The sequence below is a fragment of the Acidaminococcus sp. HCP3S3_G9_1 genome, from assembly GCF_052122455.1.
Lineage (GTDB): Bacteria > Bacillota > Negativicutes > Acidaminococcales > Acidaminococcaceae > Acidaminococcus.
In genome coordinates this window covers 1-21,079 of sequence record NZ_JBQKCH010000009.1, presented here as the reverse complement: position 1 = coordinate 21,079, position 21,079 = coordinate 1, and the positions used below count along the sequence as shown (strand labels likewise).

Here is a 21,079-nt window from a genome sequence, read left to right as displayed (position 1 = left end):
ACGATTCCCCCTCATTTTCCGTTATTCTTGCATACCCGCAGTCCTTTTTCCGTACACAGATAACGGACCTTTGCGTCATGGGCACTGGTGGGCAGCTCTTTTTGCACCTGCACTTCGTACCCGATTGCCATGGGAACCCCTTTGGTGCACCGTGGCAGGAACCGGTCATAATACCCGGCCCCCCGGCCCAGCCGTTCTCCCTGGGAGGTGAAGCCCAGTCCCGGAGTCAGCACCAGGTCGATGTCTTCCGGCGCCACTGTTTCCACCGGTTCCTGGGGAGTACGGATCCCGTACCGGTCCCGGGCCAGCTTCTTCAGTGTCACCAGCCGTGCGGCGGCCATTTGGCCAGGTCCTTCCAGGATCTGGGGCACGCACACGGTCTTGCCCATATTGAGGGCGGTCTGGAGAGCCTGATCGATGTTCACTTCTCCCGGTTCCCCCAGATACCCCATGATCACTTTCCCTTCCAGGAACAGCCGGCTGTTTACGATGTGGCTGTTGATTTCCCGGTTGAACCGGTGGATTTCCCGCTGGTTCAGCCGCTGGATCTTTTCCCGGATCTCCTGGCGGACAGCTTTCTTATCCATTATTTTTCTTCTCCGTTCCCTTCTGCCTGGGCAGCTCCTTCAGCAGGGGTTTCCGCCGGTTTGGCTTCCGGCTGGGCAGGCGTTTCCTTCTTGCTTTCCTTCTTGGTGAAGGCAGAAGTGATTACGCCGCCTACGGCAGATTTCCGGATGTGGAATTCCACCCCTTCGGCCACCTTGATCCGGACCTTGTCTTCCTGGACCTTGGTGATGGTGCCCAGGATGCCGCCGATGGTCACAATGTTGGTGCCCACCTTCAGAGAATCCAGCATCTCACTGCGTTTCTTCTGGTCCCGTTTCTGGGGACGGTAGATCATTACATAGAAGATCACACCCATGAGAATGAAAGGCCAAGCCATTTGAAGCAGATTGTCCATCGAAAATTACCTCCTTGTGGTTTCATAGTTCTCTAAGAACGCTGCCCGGAATTCGGGGAACGTATCGTTAGCGATGGCTTTTCTCATATCCTCTGCAAATTTTAGCAGAAAATGGAGATTATGTATAGACAAGAGCCGCAGGGCCAGGATTTCTTCCGCCTTGAACAGATGGCGGATGTAGGCCCGGCTGAAGTTCCGGCAGGTATAGCAGTCACAGTGCTCGTCAATGGGCCGCCAGTCTTCCGCATACTGGGCGTTCCGCACCACCAGCCGGCCGGTGGGGAGCATGGCGGTGCCGTTCCGGGCCACCCGGGTGGGATACACGCAGTCGAACATGTCCACCCCCAGGTTCACCCCTTCCACCAAACAGTCCGGGGTGCCCACTCCCATAAGATACCGGGCCTTGTCCTTGGGCATGTGCCGGGTGGTCTTGTCCAGGATGTCATACATCAGGGGATGAGGTTCCCCTACGGACAGGCCCCCGATGGCGAACCCGGCGAAATCCATGTCCGTAATGGCCTTGGCGCTGTATTCCCGCAAATCCGGATACATGCCTCCCTGGATGATACCGAAGAGGCCCTGGTCTTCCCGGGTCTTGGCTTCCAGGCACCGCCGGGCCCAGCGGGTGGTCCGTTCCGTGGACTGTTTGGCATAGCCGTGGTCCGCCGGATAGGGGATGCATTCATCGAAAGCCATGATAATGTCCGCCCCCAGGTCCTCCTGGGCTTTGGTGGCCACTTCCGGGTTCAGGAACTGCCGGGAGCCGTCCAGATGGGACCGGAACATGACCCCTTCTTCGGTGATCTTCCGCATCTCTCCCAGGCTGAACACCTGGAAGCCGCCGCTGTCGGTGAGCATCCCCCGTTTGTAGTTCATGAATTTGTGGAGGCCGCCGGCTTTCCGGACCAGCTCCGTCCCCGGCCGGAGGAACAGGTGGTAGGTGTTGGACAGGATCACCTGGGAGTGCATGGCGTACAGCTCTTCCGGGGTCAGGGTCTTTACCGTGGCCTGGGTCCCCACCGGCATGAACATGGGGGTGTCGAAGGTCCCGTGGGGGGTGTGGAGTTTCCCCAGCCGGGCCCCGCTCCGGGGATCTTCCTTGATGAGTTCGAAATAGACGGAATGCATATTTTCTCCTTTAATGAATGAACATGGCGTCGCCGAAGCTGAAGAACCGGTACTTCTCCTGAACCGCCACCTTATAGGCGTGGAGGATGTTTTCCCGGGTGCTGAGAGCGGACACCAGCATGATCAGTGTACTCTGGGGCAGATGGAAATTGGTCACCAGGGCATCCACGAATTTGAACTGGTACCCGGGGTAAATGAAGATGCTGGTCCAGTTGCCCCCGGCCTTCATCTCTCCGCTGGCCCCGGCACTTTCCAGAGTCCGGACGGAGGTGGTGCCCACGGCAATGATCCGGCGGCCTTCCCGTTTGGCTTTGTTAATGGCGTCCGCCGCCTCCTGGGACACGGTGTAGAATTCCCGGTGCATCTTGTGGTCCTCGATCCGGCTTTCATTCACCGGACGGAAGGTGCCCAGCCCCACATGGAGGGTGACGAACACTTCTTCCACTCCCATGTCCCGGATCTTCTGGAGCAGTTCCTTGGTGAAATGGAGCCCGGCGGTAGGAGCCGCCGCGCTGCCCCGTTCCCGGTTGTACACGGTCTGATACCGTTCCTTGTCCTGGAGCTTTTCGTGGATATAAGGCGGCAGAGGTGTTTCTCCCAGCCGGTCCAGGATTTCCTCAAAGATCCCGTCATAGTGGAACCGGGCGATCCGGCCCCCGAAATCCGTGGTTTCCAGGATCTCACAGCTCAGTTCATCGCTGAACTTGATCTGAGCGCCTTTCTGGAGCTTCTTCCCGGGCTTCACCAGGACTTCCCAGTCCGTGGCGTTCTTCCGGGTCAGCAGGAATACTTCCACATGGGCTCCGGTGGTCTTGAACCCGTGGAGCCGGGCCGGGATGACCCGGGTGTCGTTGAACACCAGCACATCTCCGGGCTTCAGATATTCCGGCAGATTGAAGAAATGCCGGTGTTCCAGTTCTCCGGTCTTTTTGTCCATCACCAGCAGCCGGGAAGAATCCCGGGGTTCCACCGGTGTCTGGGCAATCAGTTCCTGTGGCAGATCATAGTCAAAATCAGTAACTTCCATTTGTTTTCTCTCCTAATAAACCTGTTTTATCGTTATACCCCGATAATAATGGGACAGGATAGTCTTGTAATTGTTCTTTTTTCCCTTCTGGAGGGCCATGCCCCGGGCGCCCCACTGGCTCAGGCCGACCCCGTGGCCGAACCCGTTGCCGATGAAGCTCACCTTTTCTCCCTCCACATTGGAAAACAGCCGCATGTCTCCCACACTGGCTCCGTCCGGCACATCCTTTTTTCCGTCCCCGATGGGGATGGTCTTTTTTCCGATGGGATATCCGTAGCCGTTGGTGATGGTCACGTCCAGTTCTTTGGGCCGTTCCAGGCCGATCTGCACATCAAACAGCGTGCTGTTCAGATCCAGCAGGGACCGGACCTGGGTGCCGGTAAGGGTAACGTTTTTTTTCGACCCCACAAAGGTCAGCCGCTTCACCCGTCCGGAAACACCCCGGTCCGGGGTCCAGCGCATGGGAGCTGGCGTCCGGGCAGACAGCCGGATTCCCTGAAGGTCCCCCAGTTCGTAGCCTCCCTGGCTCAGGAGCCGGGTCAGCTGGGCCTTGGTAAAGGTCCTGGTCCAGGCATATTTGGGGGAATCCTGGTCGTAATCCGTCACCGCCTGGAGATAGGGGATGTCCTTCCCCCACACGGCACTGGCCGCTTCCGTATAACCGCCTCCGCTGCTGTGGAACACCGCCTGGATGGGAGCCCCGTCATAAAGGGCCGCCATGCCGCTGGTGGCATCCACCAGTTTGGAGGTGTTGGCGTGTTCCGCGGAAAGGCCTCCATACACCTGGCCCAGTTCGTTGGCCCGGATGTCGAAATTGGGATACTTCCCGTTGTCCATACTGTACAGGGCAAAGCTCCGGGCCGCCACTGCCTGGGCCTTGATGGCTTCGTCCGGCCACAGGGGCAGCACTTCCTTGGCCACCACCCCATAGAGATACTGCTCCAGGGGCAGGGTATTCACCACATTCAGGTTCTTTTTCCCGCTGTTCAGGAGCACTGTCAGGGCGCCCCGGTACTTTTTCCGGTTCACCAGCAGGGGATTTTTGGCATCCGCCGCCACAAGGGACACCTGACTGCCGGACAACTTTTTCTGGTCCGCATACAGGGAGCCGTTCTTTACGCTGATGAAGTGGCTCCCCGGATTCAGCACCGTAGTCCGGCCGCTGCTGTCCACCACTTTGATTTTCCCGGCAGAACTCACCTGGGCGGAAAACTGGTTCACCGCCAGTCCCACCCGGAGCCGGGGTCCTCCCCCTGCCGCCAGGACCACAGCGTGGATCAGCAGCAGGAAGAAGGCCGTCAGGAAAAGGGTCCGTTTCCCTTTCATTTGCTTCCGTCCTCCCTGGGATAGGGCACTCCCAGATACTGGTAGGCGGCCAGGGTGGCCTGCCGTCCCTTGGGTGTCCTCTGGAGCATCCCCAGCTGCATCAGATAGGGTTCATACACATCTTCCAGGGTCTCGGTCTCCTCGTTGAGGGAAGCGGCCAGGGTATCCACCCCCACCGGCCGTCCGCCGAAATCCTTTACCAGCTTCTTCAGCAGCCGCCGGTCGTTCTGGTCCAGGCCCAAATCGTCGATTTCCAGCCGCTTCATGGCATCCCGGCACACGTCCCGGGTAATGGTGTCGTGGCCCCCCACTTCCGCAAAGTCCCGGACCCGTTTCAGCAGCCGGTTGGACACCCGGGGAGTGCCCCGGCTCCGGCGTCCGATTTCATAGGCCCCTTCCGGATCGATGGTCACTTTCAAAATTTCCGCCGCCCGTTCCACAATGATCTGGAGTTCTTCCGGAGTGTAGAATTCCAGGTGGCAGATCACCCCGAACCGGTCCCGCAGCGGAGCCGCAATGGATCCCATCCGGGTGGTGGCCCCGATCAGGGTGAACCGGGGCAGATCCAGCCGGACGCTCCGGGCTGCCGGCCCCTTGCCGATGATAATGTCCAGGGCATAGTCTTCCATGGCGGAATAGAGGATTTCCTCCACGGTTTTGGGCAGCCGGTGGATTTCATCGATGAACAGTACATCGCTGTCGCTGAGATTGGTGAGGATGGCCGCCAGGTCCCCCTGGCGCTCCAGGGCCGGACCGCTGGTGATCCGGATGTTCACGTTCAGCTCATTGGCGATGATGTTGGCCAGGGTGGTCTTCCCCAGGCCCGGAGGCCCATAGAGCAGCACATGGTCCAGGGCTTCCTTCCGTTTCAGGGCCGCCTGGATGAAAATCTCCATATTCTTTTTCACTTTGGACTGGCCGATGTATTCCGCCAGCCGCCGGGGACGCAGGCTGTACTGCCAGCCGTCCTGTTCCTGCTCGTGCCCGGCAATCACGCGATTGGTATCTTCCATTTAACTCCTCCTGGCCAAAAGGCGCAGAGCCTCCTTCAGAAGGTCCTCCGCCCTGCTGTCAGCAGTGATTTTCAGTTTCTTCAGCACCTGGGCAATCTCTCCCTGGGTATACCCCAGATAGCTGAGCCCTTCGGCCACAGCCCCCAGGGTGGTGGTGTCGTCTTCCGGGAATTCCCCGTCAAAGCCTTCCCCCGTTCCCTCTTCTTCCAGCCCTTCCGGTCCGGTCATGTCCTTTAATTCCAGCAGCAGCCGTTCTGCGGTTTTCTTTCCGATTCCCGGCAGCTTGGTCAAAAACTTCAGGTCCCGGTTCTTCACCGCCAGATAGAAGGCATCCACCTTGGCCGCTGACAGGATCCCCTGGGCCACCTTGGGGCCGATGCCGCTGACGGTGATCAGCTGGGTGAACAGGGAATAGGCGTCGTAGGACAGGAAGCCGAACAGCTGGAGGGCATCCTCCCGTACGGACAGATAGGTGTAGATCTTCACCTTCTGGTCCACCTGGATCCGGGACAGATCCCCGGTATTCAGGAAGATCCGGTAGCCCACCCCCTGGGTGTCCACCAGACAGAAATTCGTTCCAATATGGTCCACCCGTCCGGTAATGAATCCAATCATCGCATTCTCTCCCGCAGTTCCTGTTCCCGGATGAAGTTCAGCCCTGTGATTCCGATGGCCAGAGCATCGGCCACATCATCCGGTTTGGGTTTTTCCTCGATATGGAGCAGTTTCTGCACCATATAGGTCACCTGTTCCTTGTTGGCCCGTCCGGTCCCGGTGATGGCCTGCTTCACCTGGATGGGGGTATAGCCATATACCGGGATGCCCGCCCGGGCCGCTGTGAGCAGGATAACCCCCCGGGCCTCTCCCACTGCAATGGCCGTGGTCACATTCCGGTTGAAAAACAGTTTTTCCACGGACATGAAATCCGGATGGAACCGGTCGATCAGATCCGTCAGTTCTTCATAGATCTTGTTCAGCCGCCGCTCCGGCAGCATGTCCTTGTCGGTAAAAACGGCCCCATAGTGGACCGGGATCAGCCGGCTCCGTTCCAGCCGCACCAGCCCGTAGCCGCAGATTGCCGTTCCCGGGTCGATACCCAATGCCAGCATATCCTGTTTCCCTCCTTAGGGTCAAAAAGCCGGCCTCCGGGGAAGCCCTTCCCCAGCTGGCCGGCCGTATTCATTCCTGGGATGGCTGTGAGACAGCTTCCCCCTTATTCTTCCTCAGGCAGGTCAGCGTTCGTATAAACGTCCTGCACGTCGTCCAGATCGTTGAAGGCATCAATCATGTTCTGGACTTTTTCTGCATCTTCCCCGGTGACAGCCACAGTGTTGTCCGGAATCAGGGACAGTTCGCTCATGGCCACTTCGATGTTGTGGTCGGCCAGAGCCTTTTCCACGGCATCATAATCTTCCGGAGCGGTGGTGATCACATAGGCGTCATCGGTGGTTTCCATGTCTTCCGCACCGGCATCCAGTGCCACTTCCATCACTTCGTCTTCAGAAGGAGCCCCTTCCTTTTCCACAGTGAACACGCCTTTGTTCTTGAACATCCAGCCCACGCAGCCGGATTCCCCCATGTTCCCGCCTTTGGAGAACACGTGCCGCACATCGGCAGCCGTCCGGTTCCGGTTGTCCGTCAGAGCGCTGACCATAATGGCCACCCCGGCCGGGCCGTAGCCTTCGTAAGTGATCTGTTCGTAGTTGGAGCCTTCGGTGGCACCCTGGCCTTTGGCGATGGCCCGTTTGATATTGTCCTTGGGGATGTTGTTGGCTTTGGCCTTGGACAAAGCCAGTTTCAGTCTCATATTACCAGTAGGATCAGGACCGCCCATGCGTACTGCAATGGTGATTTCCCGGCCGATCTTCGTGGTGATCTTCCCACGGAGGGCATCAGCCTTTCCCTTTTTGAATTTGATATTTGCCCACTTGGAATGTCCTGACATGTTAACTTCCTCCTACCTAAATTCGAAAACGCCGGGTATGGAGCCCTGTTTTCAACGTACTCATACCCGGCTATTTTATCACACTCTGTTTATTTGCGCAAATATACCCGTTCCATGTCCACGTTCTTCACGCCGTCCATGGCTTTATCGATTTTCCCGGCACTGTCCGCCTGGGTGGTGCCTGCAAACCGTTTCAGCAGCACCCGGGTGAGGCCCGGTTCCGTCAGAGCCCCCGGTCCGTTGAGGCAGCCTTTCTGGCAGGCCATCCCTTCCAGATACTGGAGATCCAGTTTCCCGGCTTCCACATCCTTCAGGGCCCCCAGACATTCATCCAGCCCGTTGCAGTACAGGGTCTTCAGAGATTCCACATCCACTTCCGGATGGTTGTCCCGGATATAGTCCTTCACAGCGTTGCTTACCCCTGCCGCCTGAGGGAAGCTGCACCCGTCAGCGGAAGAAGCAGGATGGAACGGAGCCACTTCGCAGGCTGCCGGGTCGATGCCCTGGCTGTCCATCATGCACTTCAGTTCTTCGAAGGTCAGCACAAAGTCGATTTCGTCCGGATGTTCCCGGGCTTCCACCTTTTTGGCGATGCAGGGACCGATGAAGCAGGTGAGGGCACCAGGATGGGCGTACTTTTCCAGCTTGCTCCGGGCCACCATGGGAGACACCGCATCGGAAATGCAGTCCGCCAAACCCGGGGCATGGCGCTTTACTGTAGCCACAAAGGCCGGGCAACAGGAACTGGTCATGATTTTCTGTTTGCCGGTGGGCACCTTTTCCAGGAATTCTTCCGCTTCGGAAATGGTGGTCATGTCCGCACCCAGGGCCACTTCCTTCACAGAAGCAAAGCCCAGTTCCTGACAGGCCTTCACAATCTGCCCCGGCTGTACCTTCAAACCAAACTGGCCCACAAAGGAAGGAGCCAGGAGAGCCACCACTTCCTTGCCGCTCTTGATGGCCTGAATCAATTGGACGATATGGCTCCGTTCCTCGATGGCGCCGAAGGGGCAGGCACCCCGGCAGGCACCGCATTCCACGCAGATGTTCTTGTCGATTTCCGCTTTTTTGTTCTTGCCGGTATGGAGGGCATGGACCTTGCAGGCATTTTCACAGGGACGGGCGATTTCCACTACAGCGCCGTAGGGGCAGGCCCGTTTGCAGTTGCCGCATTCGATGCACATGTCATAGTCGATATGGGCACGGCCCTGGTATACGGAAATAGCCTTCTTGGGGCAACCGTTCATGCACCGGTGGGTCAGACAGCGGCGGCACACGTCGGTGATCATGTACTTGTTCACCGGGCAGGCAGAGCAGGCTTCCGGCAGCACGGCAATTACATGCTGGGTCCGGTCCACCGGTTCCGTGGTGGCCTTGTTGGCGGCGTCGATGATGTTCATGTCCTCGTACACACCCAGGGCCACACAGATCCGTTCCTTCAGCACCGCCCGTTCCTTGTGGACACAGCACCGGGTCCGGGGGGTGTTTTCGTTGACGATCTGCAGCACATCATACACATGGTCCGGCAGATTCCCGTCATAGGCCATTTTCGACAGCATGGTCAGCACTTTCCGTCTGATATTCGTAATAACAGTGACTTCCATTTCTTGCTCCCCTTTGAATCAATGAAATTCGATCATTCTACATGCCCTCTATCATATCATATTTTACAAGAAAAAATAAGCCGGGAACTGTACTTTTTTAAGTCAAACTGACACAAAAGTTACACTTATCCATAGATTTTTCCTTATAAAAGGTATAATAAAAAGGACCCTGACGGGTCCCTTTTATGTCATTCTTTATTCCAGCCCCAACAGCTTCTTCACTTCCCCTTCCATCTGGGTCTTGTCCACCACGTCGCTCTGGCGTTTCTGGAGATGGGGCAGTTCCTGCATGCTGGCAGGGATGGGCAGCTTGGCCGCCTTGCTCAGGTCTTCCATGGCCACAAAGGGATCCAGCTTTTTCCCTTCGTAGGTATCCGGATCGATGGAAGCCAGGACCACATCATTGAACTTGAAGGGGCTGGCGGTGCTCAGGACGATGCTGTAGGTTTCGTCCCCGGTCATCAGCCGGTATTTTTCCATGGCCTTGTAGGCCACTGCCGTATGAGGATCCATTACATAGCCGTAGTTGTTGTACACATCCCCAATGGTTTCCCGGGTTTCCACTTCGTCCACCCAGGTGCCGAAGAAGTCCTTCAGGATCTGGTTCTGGAGTTCAGTACTGATCTTGTATTCGCCTTTTTCGTTCAGTTCCTTCATCCATTCCGCCACCTGGGCCGCATCATGGCCGGTTTCTTCAAACAGCAGCCGTTCCAGGTTGCTGGAAACCAGGATATCCATGGAAGGAGAAATGGTCTTGTGGAAGGGGCGCTTCCGGTTGTATACCCCGGTGTTGATAAAGTCTGTCAGCACATTGTTGCTGTTGGAGGCGCAGATGAACTTGTTCACCGGCAGCCCCATCAGTTTGGCATAGAACCCGGCCAGGATGTCCCCAAAATTCCCGGTGGGCACGGCGAAGTTCACCGGTGCGCCGTTTTCGATCCGGCCGCTGTTCACCGCATCCGCATAGGCGCTGAAATAGTACACGATCTGGGGCACCAGCCGTCCCCAGTTGATGGAGTTGGCCGAAGAGAAGGCACAGCCGTGGGCCTGGAGTTCTTCTGCCAGAGGCCGGCTGCCGAACAGGATCTTTACCCCGGTCTGGGCGTCATCGAAGTTCCCTTCCACCGCCACCGCATGGACATTGGCCCCTTTCTGGGTCACCATCTGGAGCTTCTGGATGTCGCTGACCCCTTCCTGGGGATAGAATACGATGACTTCCGTTTCCGGCACATCGGCAAACCCGGCCATGGCCGCTTTCCCCGTATCCCCGGAAGTAGCCACCAGGATCACCAGTTTCTTCTGTTCCCCGGTCTTCTGGACCGCCTTGGTCAGGAACAGGGGCAGGATCTGCAGGGCCATGTCTTTAAACGCACAAGTAGGGCCATGCCACAGTTCCAGTACGTCCAGGTTGTCTTTCAGCAGGTGCAGCGGAGCCGGGAAATCCCCGAACCGTTCCTTGCTGTAGGCCGTTTCCACACAGTGTCTCAGTTCCTCTTCACTGTAGTCTGTCAGGAACCGGGCCAGCACCGTCAGTGCCCGGGCACTGTAGGGTGCTTCGCGCATGGCATCGATTTCCGCCATGCTGATGGGCGGAAATTCCTTGGGCACGAACAGTCCCCCGTCAGCAGCCAGGCCATTGGAAATGGCGTGAGCGGAGCTCACCATATCAGTTTTCCCTCTTGTACTAATGTATAACATAGTCCCCCCTACTTTCTGCATATCGCACCTCGTATCATAGCATAAGAGCTGTATATACGCAACATTTACCAGTCAAATATTTTCTTTGTTCGCATTTCAGCCTTCCCCCAGGGTCCGCCTTTCCTATCCGGTCCCCTTTTGCTATAATGGAAGCAGTTTAGTTCTGTTCATTATATCAATTTATGGAGCGAGAGACAAATGGACGTAAAAATTGCTTGTGCACAAATCCAAATCGAACCGGGCAATCCGGAAGCCAACACCCGGAAAGCCCTCCAGGCCATAGCCAGCGCCCGGGAAAATCAGGTGGACATCCTGCTCCTGCCGGAGCTGATGGTTCCAGGCTATCTGCTGGGAGATCTGTGGGAACAGAGCGCCTTTATCCGGGACTGTGAAGCCTGGGGCAAAGAGATCATCGCCGCCAGCCAGGGCCTGTGCGTGATTTTCGGGAACATCGCTGCCGATCCGGCCAAGGTCAACGAAGACGGCCGGGTGCGGAAATACAACGCCGCCTTTGTGGCCCAGGACGGAAAGCTGCTCCAGGGGGGACTGCCTTATCCTTTCATCAGCAAAACCTCCCTTCCTGACTACCGGGAATTCGACGACAGCCGGTACTTCCACAGCACCGCCAAACTGCTGCCGGAACTGGGTGGCCAGGTCACCATGGAAGACCTGGTAAAGCCGGTGGCCGTCACCATCCGGGGCCGGGAACTGAAGCTGGGAGTGCTCCTGTGCGAAGACGGTTGGACGGAAAACTACCATTATAATGTGCCGGAACTGCTGGAAAAGAACGGAGCCCAGATCCTCTGCAACCTGTCCTGTTCCCCCTATACCTTCCACAAGAACCGGAAGCGCCACGATCTGTTCGTCCGCCAGTCCCGGCAGGGAGGCATTCCCCTGGTTTACTGCAACAATGTGGGGATCCAGAACAACGGGAAAGACGTGTTCACCTACGACGGCTGCAGCTGCATGTACGATGCCAGGGGCCGGATGATCACCGATTCGCCTGCCTTCCAGGAAGACCTGCTGATAAGCCGGTGGAACCCGGACACCGGGGAGCTCCAGGGGGAACGGGGACTCCAGCCCTCCCTTTCCGACGCCCAGGAAATCTATCAGTCCCTCCGGTACGGGGCTTCCCGGTTCCTAGACCAGCTGGGGATCCGGAAAATGACCATCGGGGTGTCCGGGGGCATCGATTCTGCCGTTACCGCCGCTTTCTACGTGGACATTTTGGGACCGGAAAACGTGCTGCTGGTGAACATGCCCAGCCAGTTCAACTCGGAACTGACCAAGAGCCTGGCCCAGAAAATGGCGGAAGCCCTGGGGGCCAATTACGCCATCCTCCCCATCCAGGAAGTGGTGGAAAAGACCATCCTCCAGTTCAACAGTACGCCCATCCACGATTACACCTCCGGGGAGGACTTCCATCTGAAAGTCACCCCCTTTGCAGCGGAAAACATCCAGGCCCGGGACCGGGGCGCCCGGGTACTGGCCGGTCTGGCTTCCCTGTTCGGCGGCGGTTTCTCCTGCAACTCCAACAAGGCGGAAATGACCGTGGGCTATGCCACTTTCTACGGGGACATTGCCGGGGTACTGGCACTCATCGGGGACCTGTGGAAACACCAGGTCTATGCCCTGGGCCGGTACCTCAATGAGGAAGTGTTCCGGCGGGAAGTGATCCCGGAAGAAATCTTCCGGATCAAACCCAGTGCGGAACTGTCCGCTGCCCAGACCGTAGGCAACGGCGGGGACCCTCTGGTGTATCCCTACCACGATTACCTGCTCCAGGCCTTTGTGGAAAGCTGGACCAAGACCTCTCCGGAAGAACTGCTGACCTGGTACCTGGAAGGCACCCTGGAAGAACACCTGGGCTGTGAAAAGGGACTGGTGGCGGAGCTGTTCCCGGATGCCCGGTCCTTTATTGCCGACCTGGAACGGTGGTGGAAACTGTTCTGCGGTCTGGCTGTGGCCAAGCGGATCCAGGCTCCCCCCATCCTGGCCATTTCCAAACGGGCCTATGGCTATGACCACCGGGAGTCCCAGCTGAAGCCCTTCAGTTCCCGGAAATACCGGGAACTGAAGGCCCGTGCCCTGGGAGAAGACCAGTGAACCCTCCGGTCTGGCTCCTGCGGAATGCCCTCCTGGCCGCCATCTATGCAGCCCTGACCCTGGGCCTGGCCCCTTTCAGCTATGGGCCTGTCCAGGTGCGGGTATCCGAATGTCTCACCCTGCTGGCCTTCTGCAGTAGGAAATGGATCCCCGGGCTCACCGCCGGCTGCTTCCTGGCCAACCTGGGGAGTCCCTTCGGCCTGCCGGACATGGTCCTGGGAACCCTGGCCACCTTCCTGGGGATCTGGCCCATGCACAGGCTGAAAAGTCCCCTGCTGGCTTCCCTGTGCCCGGTGATCAGCAACGGAGTGGTAATCGGGGCAGAGCTGGACGTGCTGGCCGCCCTGCCCCCGGATCTGTCCCTGGGGGCCGCCATGATCTACATCGGTGCAGGAGAATTCCTCAGCGTCACCGTCCTGGGAACTCTGCTGCTGAAAATGATCCTGAAAAATGAAACATGCAGGAAAATATTGATGGAATGAAAATGAGGTGCTGCCTGGGCAGCACCTCATTTTCATCAATCGACAGCCTTTTTGAAAAAATCTCCCAAAATCTTTTCCATCTTTTCCCGGCCATCTCCCGGCTGGGCCTCGTAGATTTTTTCTTCTCCATAGAAGAAAGTGGGCACGTAGTAGTACTTCCGGCCCTTCAGTTTTTCCGGTTCCCGGTTTTCGTTCACCTTCACCAGGGGGATCTTTTTGTATTCCGGATGGCTGGCATACAGACCTTCCAGTACCTCCCCGGCCAGTTTGCAGTAAGGGCACCCGTCCATATAGATAAACAGCAGTTCCATGATTCTTCCTCCTTTGTTTTTATTTTGCGTTAACCTCTTATTTAAAAAAGTTGACCGCAAAATTCTCATTCTTTATAATGATAAGCATATTATACCAGAAGGGATGAGATCATTGAAGATAGAAGCACTGCGCGAACTGACCGACCGGATCATGGACGGGTACCGGCTGAAACCGGAAGACCCGGAAGTCCAGGACCTTCTGACCCAGGACCTGGCCGAACTCCAGCAGGAAGCCGGACGGCTCCAGAAGCACTTCTGCGGCAACCATGTGGATTTCTGCACCATCATCAACGCCCGGAGCGGCCGCTGCGGGGAAAACTGCAAATACTGTGCCCAGGCCGCCTGCCACCATACAGGCTGTGAAGAATACGGGTTCCTGTCCAAAGAAGAAGTGATGAAAACCGCCAAAGCCGACCAGGATGCCGGTGCCAACCGGTTCGCCATGGTCACTTCCGGACGGGCTCTTACCGGGAAGGATTTTGAAAAGGCCCTGGATATCTACAAAGCCATGAAAAAAGACCTAACCATCGACCTGTGTGCCTCCCACGGCATCATCAGCCGGGAACAGTTCCGCCGTCTCCGGGAAGCCGGGGTCACCAGTTACCACCACAACATCGAAACCTCCCGGCGGTACTTCCCCCAGATCTGCACCAGCCACACCTTTGACGACCGGATCCGCACCATCAAAGCTGCCCAGGCGGAAGGCATGTGCGTATGCTCCGGCGGCATCATCGGCATGGGCGAAACCTGGCAGGACCGGCTGGACATGGCCTTTACCCTCCAGAGCCTGGGGATCGAATCCATTCCCATCAACGCCCTGATGGCCATTCCCGGCACCGGTATGGAAGGCCGGAAGCCCCTGCCTGCAGAAGACATCCTCCGGACCATTGCCATCTTCCGGTTCATCAACCCCACCGCCAATATCCGTCTGGCTGCCGGCCGGAAGCTGCTGCCCAAAAACGGAGCCACTGCCCTCCTGGCCGGAGCCTCCGCTTCCATTACCGGCAACATGCTCACCACCAGCGGCACCACCATCAAAGACGATATGGAAATGCTGAAAGAGCTTGGCCTGACCAATCACTGAGCATAAAAAAAAAGCCCCCTTCGCGGGGGCTTTTTTCAGGCTCAGAAGCATTCACAGTTAACCATGAAATAGGATTTGGGATGAGCGCAGACCGGGCATACTTCCGGTGCTTTTTCCGCTTCCACGATATGGCCGCAGTTGGAGCAGATCCACACGGTCTTTTCGCTGCGCTGGAACATGGTGCCATCTTCCACTTTCTTCAGCAGAGCTCTGTACCGTTCTTCATGGTGCTTTTCAATGGCGCCCACGGCTTTGAACTTGTAAGCCAGATCCTTGAAGCCTTCTTTTTCAGCGGTTTCTGCGAATTCCTTGTACATTTCAGTCCATTCGTAGTTTTCGCCGGCTGCTGCATCCTTCAGGTTTTCCACCGTATCAGGGATGGAGCCACCATGGAGAGCCTTGAACCAGATCTTGGCATGTTCCTTTTCGTTGCCGGAAGTTTCCAGGAAGTTCTTGGCTACCCGTTCGTACCCTTCCTTCTTTGCTACACTGGCATAATACCCGTATTTATTGTAAGCCTGGGATTCACCTGCAAACGCAGTCCATAAGTTTTTTTCAGTCTGAGAACCTTTCAATTCAGCCATTGTCAAATCCTCCTTTTTTTCTGTTGTTCCCCCTTCCGGGGAACTGTCTTGTACCCTTTTTTTCATTGTCATTTCCTGACACCCATATAGTACAACAAACCTAGAAAATAGTCAAGGGTTTTTAATAATTATTTTCTTTTAGTCTGTGTTTTGTTCTGTTCCTTCCGGGCCAACCGTTCTGCCAGGATCTGTTCTGCCGTCCGCACCCGTCCGGATTTCTTCTGTACCTGAGAATCATGCTTCCCTTCCCAGAAAATCCTCACCGGAAGATTGGAAGAACCGGGGGGAGAGAAGTAGAAGGAAGCGCTTTTCCCTGCCGGTACCGTCCCCAGTTTCATGGTTTCCCCGTCATGGTCCCAGCCAAAGGACAGCCGGTTATCCGGGATCCGGATGTACCGGGCAGTTTCCCCCTGAGCGGTAAGTACTCCAAACCCAGCATAGGCGCCCCCATAGGGATTGAACCGGAGCTGAGCATCATTCTTGCCCCGGGTCCGGAAATTCACGTCGTACATGACCCCGTAGTTCCCATAGTTGACCACCGGTTCATTCCGGGTCACATCGATGCCCCGTACATAGGGATCCTTGTTGTCGTCTGCCAGTTCCAGGCCCCAGATGGTTCCCTTTTCCGTATCAAAAGCATCCTGCAGGGTCACATGGACATTGGCCCCTTCAAAAGTACCCCGGAGCACATGGCCTCCTTCATCAGGGGGCAGGATGGAATAGACTTCCGCAGATACCCTTGGATCCGCATCCACCGGCATCATGATAAAGGAAACTTCCACCGGTCTTTCAAAATTCAGATCCACAATCCCGGTGACCAGTTCCTGAGGATGGAGAATGTACCCCTTCCCGTTGTTCAGGATATCCCGGGGCCCGCTGAGGAAGAATTTCCGGCCGTTGGGGGTGGAACTGTAATACCGTTCCTGGGCTTCCTTCCCGGCTTCCAGCCAGTCCTCATTGGGACGGGAGATTCCGTTCTTCCCCAAGTTAACCAGGCTGGGCCGCAAGGTAGTCCGCCGGAGCAGCACCGCCAGCCGTTTGTCCGTACGGGTGTCGTTTACATGATGAAAGAAAAGCCGCACCGGCCCCTCCACCGTATCCCGGTACATGATCCCGATTTTTCCCACCATTTCCGGGCTGTCGGAAAAAATCAGTTTGGGACCGTCATGGGTAATGGTCCCTTTTACTTCCTCATAGGCCGGCACCCCATCCTGCCAGGCCAGATCCTGGACCGAAGCCTGGGCTCCCAGGGGAAGCAGCAGGGACAGTCCGGCACAGAGCCAACTCCATAAAGATTTACGGTAATGCAACAATGAAACCTCCTGTATCATTAAAGTAGATTGGCAAAAAACACATTCCTTATTCTAACACAAAAACCTCCCGCCTTGTTGTTTTCAGAAATTACTCAAAAGTCCGCTTTTTCCCTTGTATAATACAGGGCAAATCGCTATAATATAAAATATAGGATTTAATTATGAGAGTATTTTAAGAATTCGTTGTATAAATGGTTCTTTTCCAAGAAAGGAAGTTGCTATGAAAGTCCGTACCATTCAGGCCGATCCCAGCGGCAACATAACCTTGTATGTGCTGGATCCGGTCCCTCAGGAAAACCGTAAAGAACTGAACCGGCAGCTGCTGGCCCTTGACCCTTCTGTGGAGCAGGTAGGGTGTCTTTCCTTTAAGGAAGACCAGCCCCAGGTGGAGATGATGGGTGGGGAATTCTGCGGAAATGCCACCCGTTCTGCCGGTGCCTGTGCCCTCTTCTACCAGGGGAAGAAAGAAGGAGAATATCAGGTCACCTGCAGCGGCTGTCCCACTTCCCTCCCGGTTTCTGCCAAAAAGATCCGGGAAAATCTCTACGATGCCACAGTTCAGCTGCCGCCCCCTTTGTCCATTGGGAAGATTCGTCTTTCTTATGAACGGGAAAGTGTGGAATGCCAGGAAGTGGTCCTGCCCGGGATCACCCATTATGTGTATTTTACCCTGAATGTGGACGAAGTGGACCAGGACCAGCTGTTCTATTCTCTCCAGCGGGAAATTTCCCGGGGAACGGAACCGGAAGCCTATGGGCTGATGCTGGTGGAAATCAGCACCTTGAAAGTGATCCCCATTGTCTATGTATCCGCTACCGGTACCTTGTACCACGAAAAAAGCTGCGGCAGCGGATCTGCTGCTGTGGCTGCCGCCCTGGCCCATCGTCAGAAACGGTCCCTGGCCGCCACCCTCCAGGAACCAGGAGGCCGGATCGATATTGAGGCCGACTGGAAAGACGGAGAAATCATTTCTCTCACCATCGGTGGCCCCGTCCGTCTGGGAGCTGAAACCCTGGTGGACACGGACCAGGGAAAGTAAAGTCCTTTTTTCTCTTGACAATGGTTCCAACCCCATGCTAAAATAATTTTATTGTGATACCCATCACGCTTGCCGAAGTGGCGGAATTGGCAGACGCACTTGACTCAAAATCAAGCGCCCTAAAAGCGTGCCGGTTCGAGTCCGGCCTTCGGCACCATTATTGAAATGATAAAGAGGCTGTTGCAAATGCAACAGCCTCTTTTTGGGTCGCGAACAGGGGGTGCTGCATTTGCAGCACCCCCTGTTTTCATTTCGCTGGTACAATCGTCCCTTTGAATTTTTCTTCGATGAACTTCTTCACCGCTTCGGAATGGAAGATTTCGGCGATTTTTTTGTATTCCGCCTTGTCCTTGTCCTTTTCCCGGGCTGCCAGTACCATCACGGCCAGAGGTTCATCATCCTTTTCCCAGAACAGCCCCTGTTTCTTCACGTCCATACCGGAGCTCATCACATAGTTCATGGTGATTACTGCCAGGTCCACATCTGCCAGGCTCCGGGGCAGCTGGGCCGCTTCCAGTTCCTTGAACTTCAGGTTCTTGGGGTTGTCCACCACATCGTTTACGGTAGCCTTGAAACCGACCCCTTCCTTCAGTTTGATCAGGCCGGCTTTTTCCAGGAGTGCCAGGCCCCGTCCTCCGTTGGTGGGATCGTTGGGGATAGCCACCGTGGCGCCGTCCGGCACATCTTTCAGATCATGGATCTTGTCACTGTAGATGCCCATCCGCATCAGGATGGTGTTCCCGATGGGCACCAGCTTGGTACCGTTCTGCTTGTTGAAGTTGGCCAGGAAGGGCGCATGCTGATAGCTGTTCAGATCCAGGTCCCCTTCTGCCAGGGCTTTGTCCGGAGTGATGTAATCGGAGAATTCCACCACTTCCACGTTCAGCCCCTGCTTCTTGGCTTCTTCCGCCACCGCATGGACCACATCCGCATGAGGCCCGGCCGTAGCCCCGATCTTGATGGGCTTGCCGCTGTCGGCGCTTTTCTTGTCGGCACCGCTGCCTCCGCATCCGGCCGCCAAAAGGGCTGCCGCAACCAATCCCGTCAAAAACAAACGGATCTTACCTTTTCCCAACATCTCATCGCTCCCTTTTAATTCATATTGTTTTACTAGTAATTAATGTGTATATCATAGTCGGAAAAGGGAGAGATGTCAAGGGGCTGTTGCCTATGCAACAGCCCCCTCTCACCGATTGATCCATTCGTTCACTTTCCGGTTGTAATACTCATTCTTTTTCTTCTGGACCCATTTATCCCGTTCCTCACAGATGGCCAGCATTTCGTCCACCATTTCTTCTGCCGTAGGGGGCTGGACGTGGATCAGGTACTGGGTCATCCGTTCCACGGTGCTCTCCGTCCCCAGGTTCTGGGCCATCAGTTCTCCCAGTTCCGCCGGATACCCCAGGTTCACCACCACATCCACCAGTTCCCGGCTCAGCTGTTCCAGTCTTGTCATATCATTCTCCTTCGGTTTCCTTATTATTTCTCTTCCCACAGCCGGCACAGCAGCTGTACTGCCAGGATACCCACAAACACTCCCAGGGTATCCAGCAGCACATCCGACACCTGGGCACTGCGGCCCGGGCTGAACAGCTGGAGGCATTCGTCCACGGCCCCTGCCGCAGCTCCCAGAAGCAGCGCCGGAAGGCTCCGTCCTGTAAGGCCGGTCAGCACCATGCCCAGGGCAGTGAATTCCGTCAGATGGGCCAGTTTCCGGATGGTGTAGAAATTCAGATACCCCATCCCCGGCAGACTGCCCCACCGGGCCAGGGCCAGATGGAGCATCGACTGGCTCTCGGCCTGGGAAGCTGTCCCATTCTGGAGAGAGTGCCCCCAGATGAACCCCAGCAGCACCACCAGCAAAACCCAAAGCACCCGACGGCCCATATCTTCACCTCCTGTATGAGGGATTATTATAACATAAAAGGAGCCGTCCCATAGGCAACGGCTCCTCTTCTTTTTCTTTTATACCGACCAGGCACTGGATTCAAAATCCACAGGCCCACGCCCTTGTCTGGCTGCCTTTACCTTGGGGCAGGACTGCTTCGGACTGTTCTTCCGGATTACGGCTCCCCATACGCTCTGGAAATCCTTGGGACGGAAGCCCAGATTCATTTCCCACATCGTAAAAACTTTCTTTTCCATACGGATCTCTCCCTTCCCTTGTTTTCCTGCAGATTGATTTGTTTTCTCTTTGTAACTACAGTATACGACGAAACTTATACAAAGAAAAACAAATAGATTTCAGTGTTATTACAAGCTGGCGATTGTAGTATAATACAGGAAAAGGAGGCGGTCCCATGGAACTGGCGCAAAAAATGTTTCTGCTGGCGGCAGAAGAGATGAATTTTACCAAGGCAGCCAAACGGGCCTTTGTAACCCAGCAGTGTCTCAGCGAGCATATCAGCAAACTGGAAAAACAGCTCCATACGAAACTGTTCCTCCGGGGCAGGCATCTCCAGCTGACGGAATCAGGAAAAGCCATGGTCAGCACCCTCCGGCAGATCCAGCACCTGGAAGAAAGCCTGGGCCATCGGATCCAGGAAATCGAGGCGGGAGAAATCGGGGAGATCCGCCTGGGGATCAGTACCTCCCGGGCCCGTCTCCTGCTGCCCCGTTTTCTGGAAACATTCCACGGAACTTATCCACAAGTCCACATTTCCATCACCCTGGGGGATACAGTCCAACATATCCAACTGATGAAAAGCCATCAGCTGGATCTGGTGTTGGGGCTGGATGCACCTTCTGATCCCTTCCTGGAAGAGAAGCTGATCGGCAAAGAGAAACTGATGGTAGTGGGCACCCGTTCCTTTTTCCGCCAGTATTATCTGGGTACCTTCTCCCCGGAAAACTGGGAAACAGGAAATACCATCTCCCTTCAGGAATTCAAGCCTTTTCCCCTGATCGGCAATCGGGAACACAGCACCCTGCTGGAACTGGTCCAGAGCTGCCTTCGGGAAAATCATCTGGACTGCCCCCAGCCCATCTCCATCAGCGACATCAGTACCCAGATCCAGCTGTGCCGGCTGGGCCATACATCCACCTTCTGCAATGATGTGCTGGCTTATCCTCTGATCCGGGAAATCCAGAAGGATCAGGAAGACCCCCTGCTGGCCTTCTACATAGCCGGTGAGACCCACACCATGCGCTCCAGCATCCTCCGGCTGAAAGCCCAGGTAAGGCCCAGATACCTGGAAGATTTCACCAACAAACTGCTGGAATATATGAAAAAAATCCAGAATGGATAAGGGGTTGTGAAATATTCACAACCCCAGTCGTGGGCCGTGGGTCACGGGTCGCGACCCGCGACAAAAAGGCCTGCATCTTTCGATGCAGGCCTTTTTTCTTAACCGGCAGCTCCCTATCCTCCCGGACCGTTTCCAGTCGAGTACTTTCGGCGTATAAGGGCTTAACTGCTGTGTTCGGCATGGGAACAGGTGGATCCCCTTAGCTATCGC

At 56.0% G+C, this 21,079-nt stretch carries 23 protein-coding genes, 1 tRNA gene and 1 rRNA gene; 6 read left to right on the top strand and 19 right to left on the bottom strand.

Annotated elements, in window-relative coordinates:
* Positions 1-11 precede the first annotated feature (11 nt).
* The 11 genes from ACTQY1_RS06825 to thrC form a co-directional block, all read right to left on the bottom strand.
* Positions 12-587 carry a 5-formyltetrahydrofolate cyclo-ligase gene (locus tag ACTQY1_RS06825; protein ID WP_022487413.1) on the bottom strand — a complete coding sequence of 192 codons (576 nt, stop codon included), beginning with the start codon at positions 585-587 and terminating at the stop codon, positions 12-14.
* Positions 587-961, bottom strand: coding sequence for a preprotein translocase subunit YajC (gene yajC, locus ACTQY1_RS06820; protein WP_022487414.1), 375 nt, complete (start codon positions 959-961; stop codon positions 587-589). The genes ACTQY1_RS06825 and yajC overlap by 1 nt, the downstream gene beginning before the upstream one ends.
* 6 nt (positions 962-967) lie before the next feature.
* On the bottom strand, positions 968-2,089 hold the full coding sequence (gene tgt / locus ACTQY1_RS06815) for a tRNA guanosine(34) transglycosylase Tgt (protein ID WP_022487415.1): 1,122 nt from the start codon (positions 2,087-2,089) through the stop codon (positions 968-970).
* Between the two features lie 10 nt (positions 2,090-2,099).
* Positions 2,100-3,116 carry a tRNA preQ1(34) S-adenosylmethionine ribosyltransferase-isomerase QueA gene (gene queA, locus ACTQY1_RS06810; RefSeq protein WP_022487416.1) on the bottom strand — a complete coding sequence of 339 codons (1,017 nt, stop codon included), beginning with the start codon at positions 3,114-3,116 and terminating at the stop codon, positions 2,100-2,102.
* A gap of 12 nt (positions 3,117-3,128) precedes the next feature.
* On the bottom strand, positions 3,129-4,442 hold the full coding sequence (locus tag ACTQY1_RS06805) for a SpoIID/LytB domain-containing protein (protein WP_022487417.1): 1,314 nt from the start codon (positions 4,440-4,442) through the stop codon (positions 3,129-3,131).
* On the bottom strand, positions 4,439-5,455 hold the full coding sequence (gene ruvB / locus ACTQY1_RS06800; protein ID WP_022487418.1) for a Holliday junction branch migration DNA helicase RuvB: 1,017 nt from the start codon (positions 5,453-5,455) through the stop codon (positions 4,439-4,441). Before ruvB ends, ACTQY1_RS06805 begins: the two co-directional genes overlap by 4 nt.
* Positions 5,456-6,070, bottom strand: coding sequence for a Holliday junction branch migration protein RuvA (ruvA, locus tag ACTQY1_RS06795; protein WP_022487419.1), 615 nt, complete (start codon positions 6,068-6,070; stop codon positions 5,456-5,458). It lies immediately after the preceding gene.
* Entirely contained in the window at positions 6,067-6,564 is a 498-nt protein-coding gene (ruvC, locus tag ACTQY1_RS06790; protein WP_022487420.1) for a crossover junction endodeoxyribonuclease RuvC, read from the bottom strand. Before ruvC ends, ruvA begins: the two co-directional genes overlap by 4 nt.
* A 104-nt stretch (positions 6,565-6,668) precedes the next feature.
* A complete protein-coding gene (locus ACTQY1_RS06785) occupies positions 6,669-7,400 on the bottom strand; it encodes a YebC/PmpR family DNA-binding transcriptional regulator (RefSeq protein WP_022487421.1) in 732 nt (243 codons plus the stop codon).
* 89 nt (positions 7,401-7,489) lie between these two features.
* Positions 7,490-9,004, bottom strand: coding sequence for a 4Fe-4S dicluster domain-containing protein (locus ACTQY1_RS06780; protein ID WP_022487422.1), 1,515 nt, complete (start codon positions 9,002-9,004; stop codon positions 7,490-7,492).
* Positions 9,005-9,199: 195 nt separating this feature from the next.
* Complete coding sequence (thrC, locus tag ACTQY1_RS06775; protein WP_441369054.1) at positions 9,200-10,702, bottom strand: threonine synthase; 1,503 nt, start codon at positions 10,700-10,702, stop codon at positions 9,200-9,202.
* Positions 10,703-10,900: 198 nt separating this feature from the next.
* Between thrC and nadE the strand changes: the two genes are divergently transcribed.
* Positions 10,901-12,808, top strand: a complete 1,908-nt coding sequence (gene nadE, locus ACTQY1_RS06770) for an NAD(+) synthase (protein WP_022487425.1) — start codon at positions 10,901-10,903, stop codon at positions 12,806-12,808.
* A complete protein-coding gene (locus ACTQY1_RS06765) occupies positions 12,805-13,290 on the top strand; it encodes a QueT transporter family protein (protein WP_022487426.1) in 486 nt (161 codons plus the stop codon). Before nadE ends, ACTQY1_RS06765 begins: the two co-directional genes overlap by 4 nt.
* A 35-nt stretch (positions 13,291-13,325) precedes the next feature.
* On the opposite strand, the gene ACTQY1_RS06760 is transcribed toward ACTQY1_RS06765, so the two are convergent.
* On the bottom strand, positions 13,326-13,601 hold the full coding sequence (locus tag ACTQY1_RS06760) for a hypothetical protein (RefSeq protein WP_022487427.1): 276 nt from the start codon (positions 13,599-13,601) through the stop codon (positions 13,326-13,328).
* A 103-nt stretch (positions 13,602-13,704) separates the two neighbouring features.
* Between ACTQY1_RS06760 and bioB the strand changes: the two genes are divergently transcribed.
* Positions 13,705-14,685, top strand: coding sequence for a biotin synthase BioB (gene bioB, locus ACTQY1_RS06755; protein WP_229778500.1), 981 nt, complete (start codon positions 13,705-13,707; stop codon positions 14,683-14,685).
* Positions 14,686-14,726: 41 nt separating this feature from the next.
* Here bioB and rbr read toward each other — a convergent pair whose 3' ends face one another.
* Both rbr and ACTQY1_RS06745 read right to left on the bottom strand, forming a co-directional pair.
* A complete protein-coding gene (gene rbr, locus ACTQY1_RS06750; protein ID WP_022487429.1) occupies positions 14,727-15,269 on the bottom strand; it encodes a rubrerythrin in 543 nt (180 codons plus the stop codon).
* 128 nt (positions 15,270-15,397) lie between these two features.
* Positions 15,398-16,579 (bottom strand): copper amine oxidase, encoded by a 1,182-nt coding sequence (locus ACTQY1_RS06745; protein ID WP_441373931.1) that lies wholly within the window; start codon positions 16,577-16,579, stop codon positions 15,398-15,400.
* 223 nt (positions 16,580-16,802) lie between these two features.
* Here ACTQY1_RS06745 and ACTQY1_RS06740 point away from each other — a divergent pair, with 223 nt between their 5' ends.
* Positions 16,803-17,621, top strand: coding sequence for a hypothetical protein (locus tag ACTQY1_RS06740; RefSeq protein WP_441373930.1), 819 nt, complete (start codon positions 16,803-16,805; stop codon positions 17,619-17,621).
* Between the two features lie 71 nt (positions 17,622-17,692).
* Positions 17,693-17,778, top strand: a tRNA-Leu gene (locus ACTQY1_RS06735).
* A 90-nt stretch (positions 17,779-17,868) separates the two neighbouring features.
* Here the strand turns inward: ACTQY1_RS06735 and ACTQY1_RS06730 are convergent.
* The 4 genes from ACTQY1_RS06730 to ACTQY1_RS06715 all read right to left on the bottom strand — a co-directional run bounded on the left by ACTQY1_RS06730 (position 17,869) and on the right by ACTQY1_RS06715 (position 19,766).
* On the bottom strand, positions 17,869-18,699 hold the full coding sequence (locus ACTQY1_RS06730) for a MetQ/NlpA family ABC transporter substrate-binding protein (protein WP_279127354.1): 831 nt from the start codon (positions 18,697-18,699) through the stop codon (positions 17,869-17,871).
* Between the two features lie 108 nt (positions 18,700-18,807).
* Positions 18,808-19,077 carry a hypothetical protein gene (locus ACTQY1_RS06725; protein ID WP_022487435.1) on the bottom strand — a complete coding sequence of 90 codons (270 nt, stop codon included), beginning with the start codon at positions 19,075-19,077 and terminating at the stop codon, positions 18,808-18,810.
* 23 nt (positions 19,078-19,100) lie between these two features.
* On the bottom strand, positions 19,101-19,508 hold the full coding sequence (locus tag ACTQY1_RS06720; protein WP_441373929.1) for a VanZ family protein: 408 nt from the start codon (positions 19,506-19,508) through the stop codon (positions 19,101-19,103).
* A 78-nt stretch (positions 19,509-19,586) separates the two neighbouring features.
* The gene (locus ACTQY1_RS06715) at positions 19,587-19,766 is read right to left on the bottom strand and encodes a hypothetical protein (RefSeq protein ID WP_317424995.1); all 180 of its coding nucleotides are present in this window, start codon (positions 19,764-19,766) and stop codon (positions 19,587-19,589) included.
* Positions 19,767-19,921: 155 nt separating this feature from the next.
* Here ACTQY1_RS06715 and ACTQY1_RS06710 point away from each other — a divergent pair, with 155 nt between their 5' ends.
* Positions 19,922-20,869 (top strand): LysR substrate-binding domain-containing protein, encoded by a 948-nt coding sequence (locus tag ACTQY1_RS06710; protein WP_441373928.1) that lies wholly within the window; start codon positions 19,922-19,924, stop codon positions 20,867-20,869.
* Positions 20,870-20,969: 100 nt separating this feature from the next.
* Here the strand turns inward: ACTQY1_RS06710 and rrf are convergent.
* Positions 20,970-21,079, bottom strand: a 5S ribosomal RNA gene (gene rrf / locus ACTQY1_RS06705); the annotation flags it as partial.

Excerpts from the sequence above, each read along its gene's own strand:
- ACTQY1_RS06825 (WP_022487413.1), bottom strand. The coding sequence starts at position 587 with ATGGATAAGAAAGCTGTCCGCCAGGAGATCCGGGAAAAGATCCAGCGG.
- yajC (WP_022487414.1), bottom strand. The coding sequence starts at position 961 with ATGGACAATCTGCTTCAAATGGCTTGGCCTTTCATTCTCATGGGTGTG.
- tgt (WP_022487415.1), bottom strand. The coding sequence starts at position 2,089 with ATGCATTCCGTCTATTTCGAACTCATCAAGGAAGATCCCCGGAGCGGG.
- queA (WP_022487416.1), bottom strand. The coding sequence starts at position 3,116 with ATGGAAGTTACTGATTTTGACTATGATCTGCCACAGGAACTGATTGCC.
- ACTQY1_RS06805 (WP_022487417.1), bottom strand. The coding sequence starts at position 4,442 with ATGAAAGGGAAACGGACCCTTTTCCTGACGGCCTTCTTCCTGCTGCTG.
- ruvB (WP_022487418.1), bottom strand. The coding sequence starts at position 5,455 with ATGGAAGATACCAATCGCGTGATTGCCGGGCACGAGCAGGAACAGGAC.
- ruvA (WP_022487419.1), bottom strand. The coding sequence starts at position 6,070 with ATGATTGGATTCATTACCGGACGGGTGGACCATATTGGAACGAATTTC.
- ruvC (WP_022487420.1), bottom strand. The coding sequence starts at position 6,564 with ATGCTGGCATTGGGTATCGACCCGGGAACGGCAATCTGCGGCTACGGG.
- ACTQY1_RS06785 (WP_022487421.1), bottom strand. The coding sequence starts at position 7,400 with ATGTCAGGACATTCCAAGTGGGCAAATATCAAATTCAAAAAGGGAAAG.
- ACTQY1_RS06780 (WP_022487422.1), bottom strand. The coding sequence starts at position 9,004 with ATGGAAGTCACTGTTATTACGAATATCAGACGGAAAGTGCTGACCATG.
- thrC (WP_441369054.1), bottom strand. The coding sequence starts at position 10,702 with ATGTTATACATTAGTACAAGAGGGAAAACTGATATGGTGAGCTCCGCT.
- nadE (WP_022487425.1), top strand. The coding sequence starts at position 10,901 with ATGGACGTAAAAATTGCTTGTGCACAAATCCAAATCGAACCGGGCAAT.
- ACTQY1_RS06760 (WP_022487427.1), bottom strand. The coding sequence starts at position 13,601 with ATGGAACTGCTGTTTATCTATATGGACGGGTGCCCTTACTGCAAACTG.
- bioB (WP_229778500.1), top strand. The coding sequence starts at position 13,705 with ATGAGATCATTGAAGATAGAAGCACTGCGCGAACTGACCGACCGGATC.
- rbr (WP_022487429.1), bottom strand. The coding sequence starts at position 15,269 with ATGGCTGAATTGAAAGGTTCTCAGACTGAAAAAAACTTATGGACTGCG.
- ACTQY1_RS06740 (WP_441373930.1), top strand. The coding sequence starts at position 16,803 with ATGAAAGTCCGTACCATTCAGGCCGATCCCAGCGGCAACATAACCTTG.
- ACTQY1_RS06730 (WP_279127354.1), bottom strand. The coding sequence starts at position 18,699 with ATGTTGGGAAAAGGTAAGATCCGTTTGTTTTTGACGGGATTGGTTGCG.
- ACTQY1_RS06725 (WP_022487435.1), bottom strand. The coding sequence starts at position 19,077 with ATGACAAGACTGGAACAGCTGAGCCGGGAACTGGTGGATGTGGTGGTG.
- ACTQY1_RS06720 (WP_441373929.1), bottom strand. The coding sequence starts at position 19,508 with ATGGGCCGTCGGGTGCTTTGGGTTTTGCTGGTGGTGCTGCTGGGGTTC.
- ACTQY1_RS06715 (WP_317424995.1), bottom strand. The coding sequence starts at position 19,766 with ATGGAAAAGAAAGTTTTTACGATGTGGGAAATGAATCTGGGCTTCCGT.
- ACTQY1_RS06710 (WP_441373928.1), top strand. The coding sequence starts at position 19,922 with ATGGAACTGGCGCAAAAAATGTTTCTGCTGGCGGCAGAAGAGATGAAT.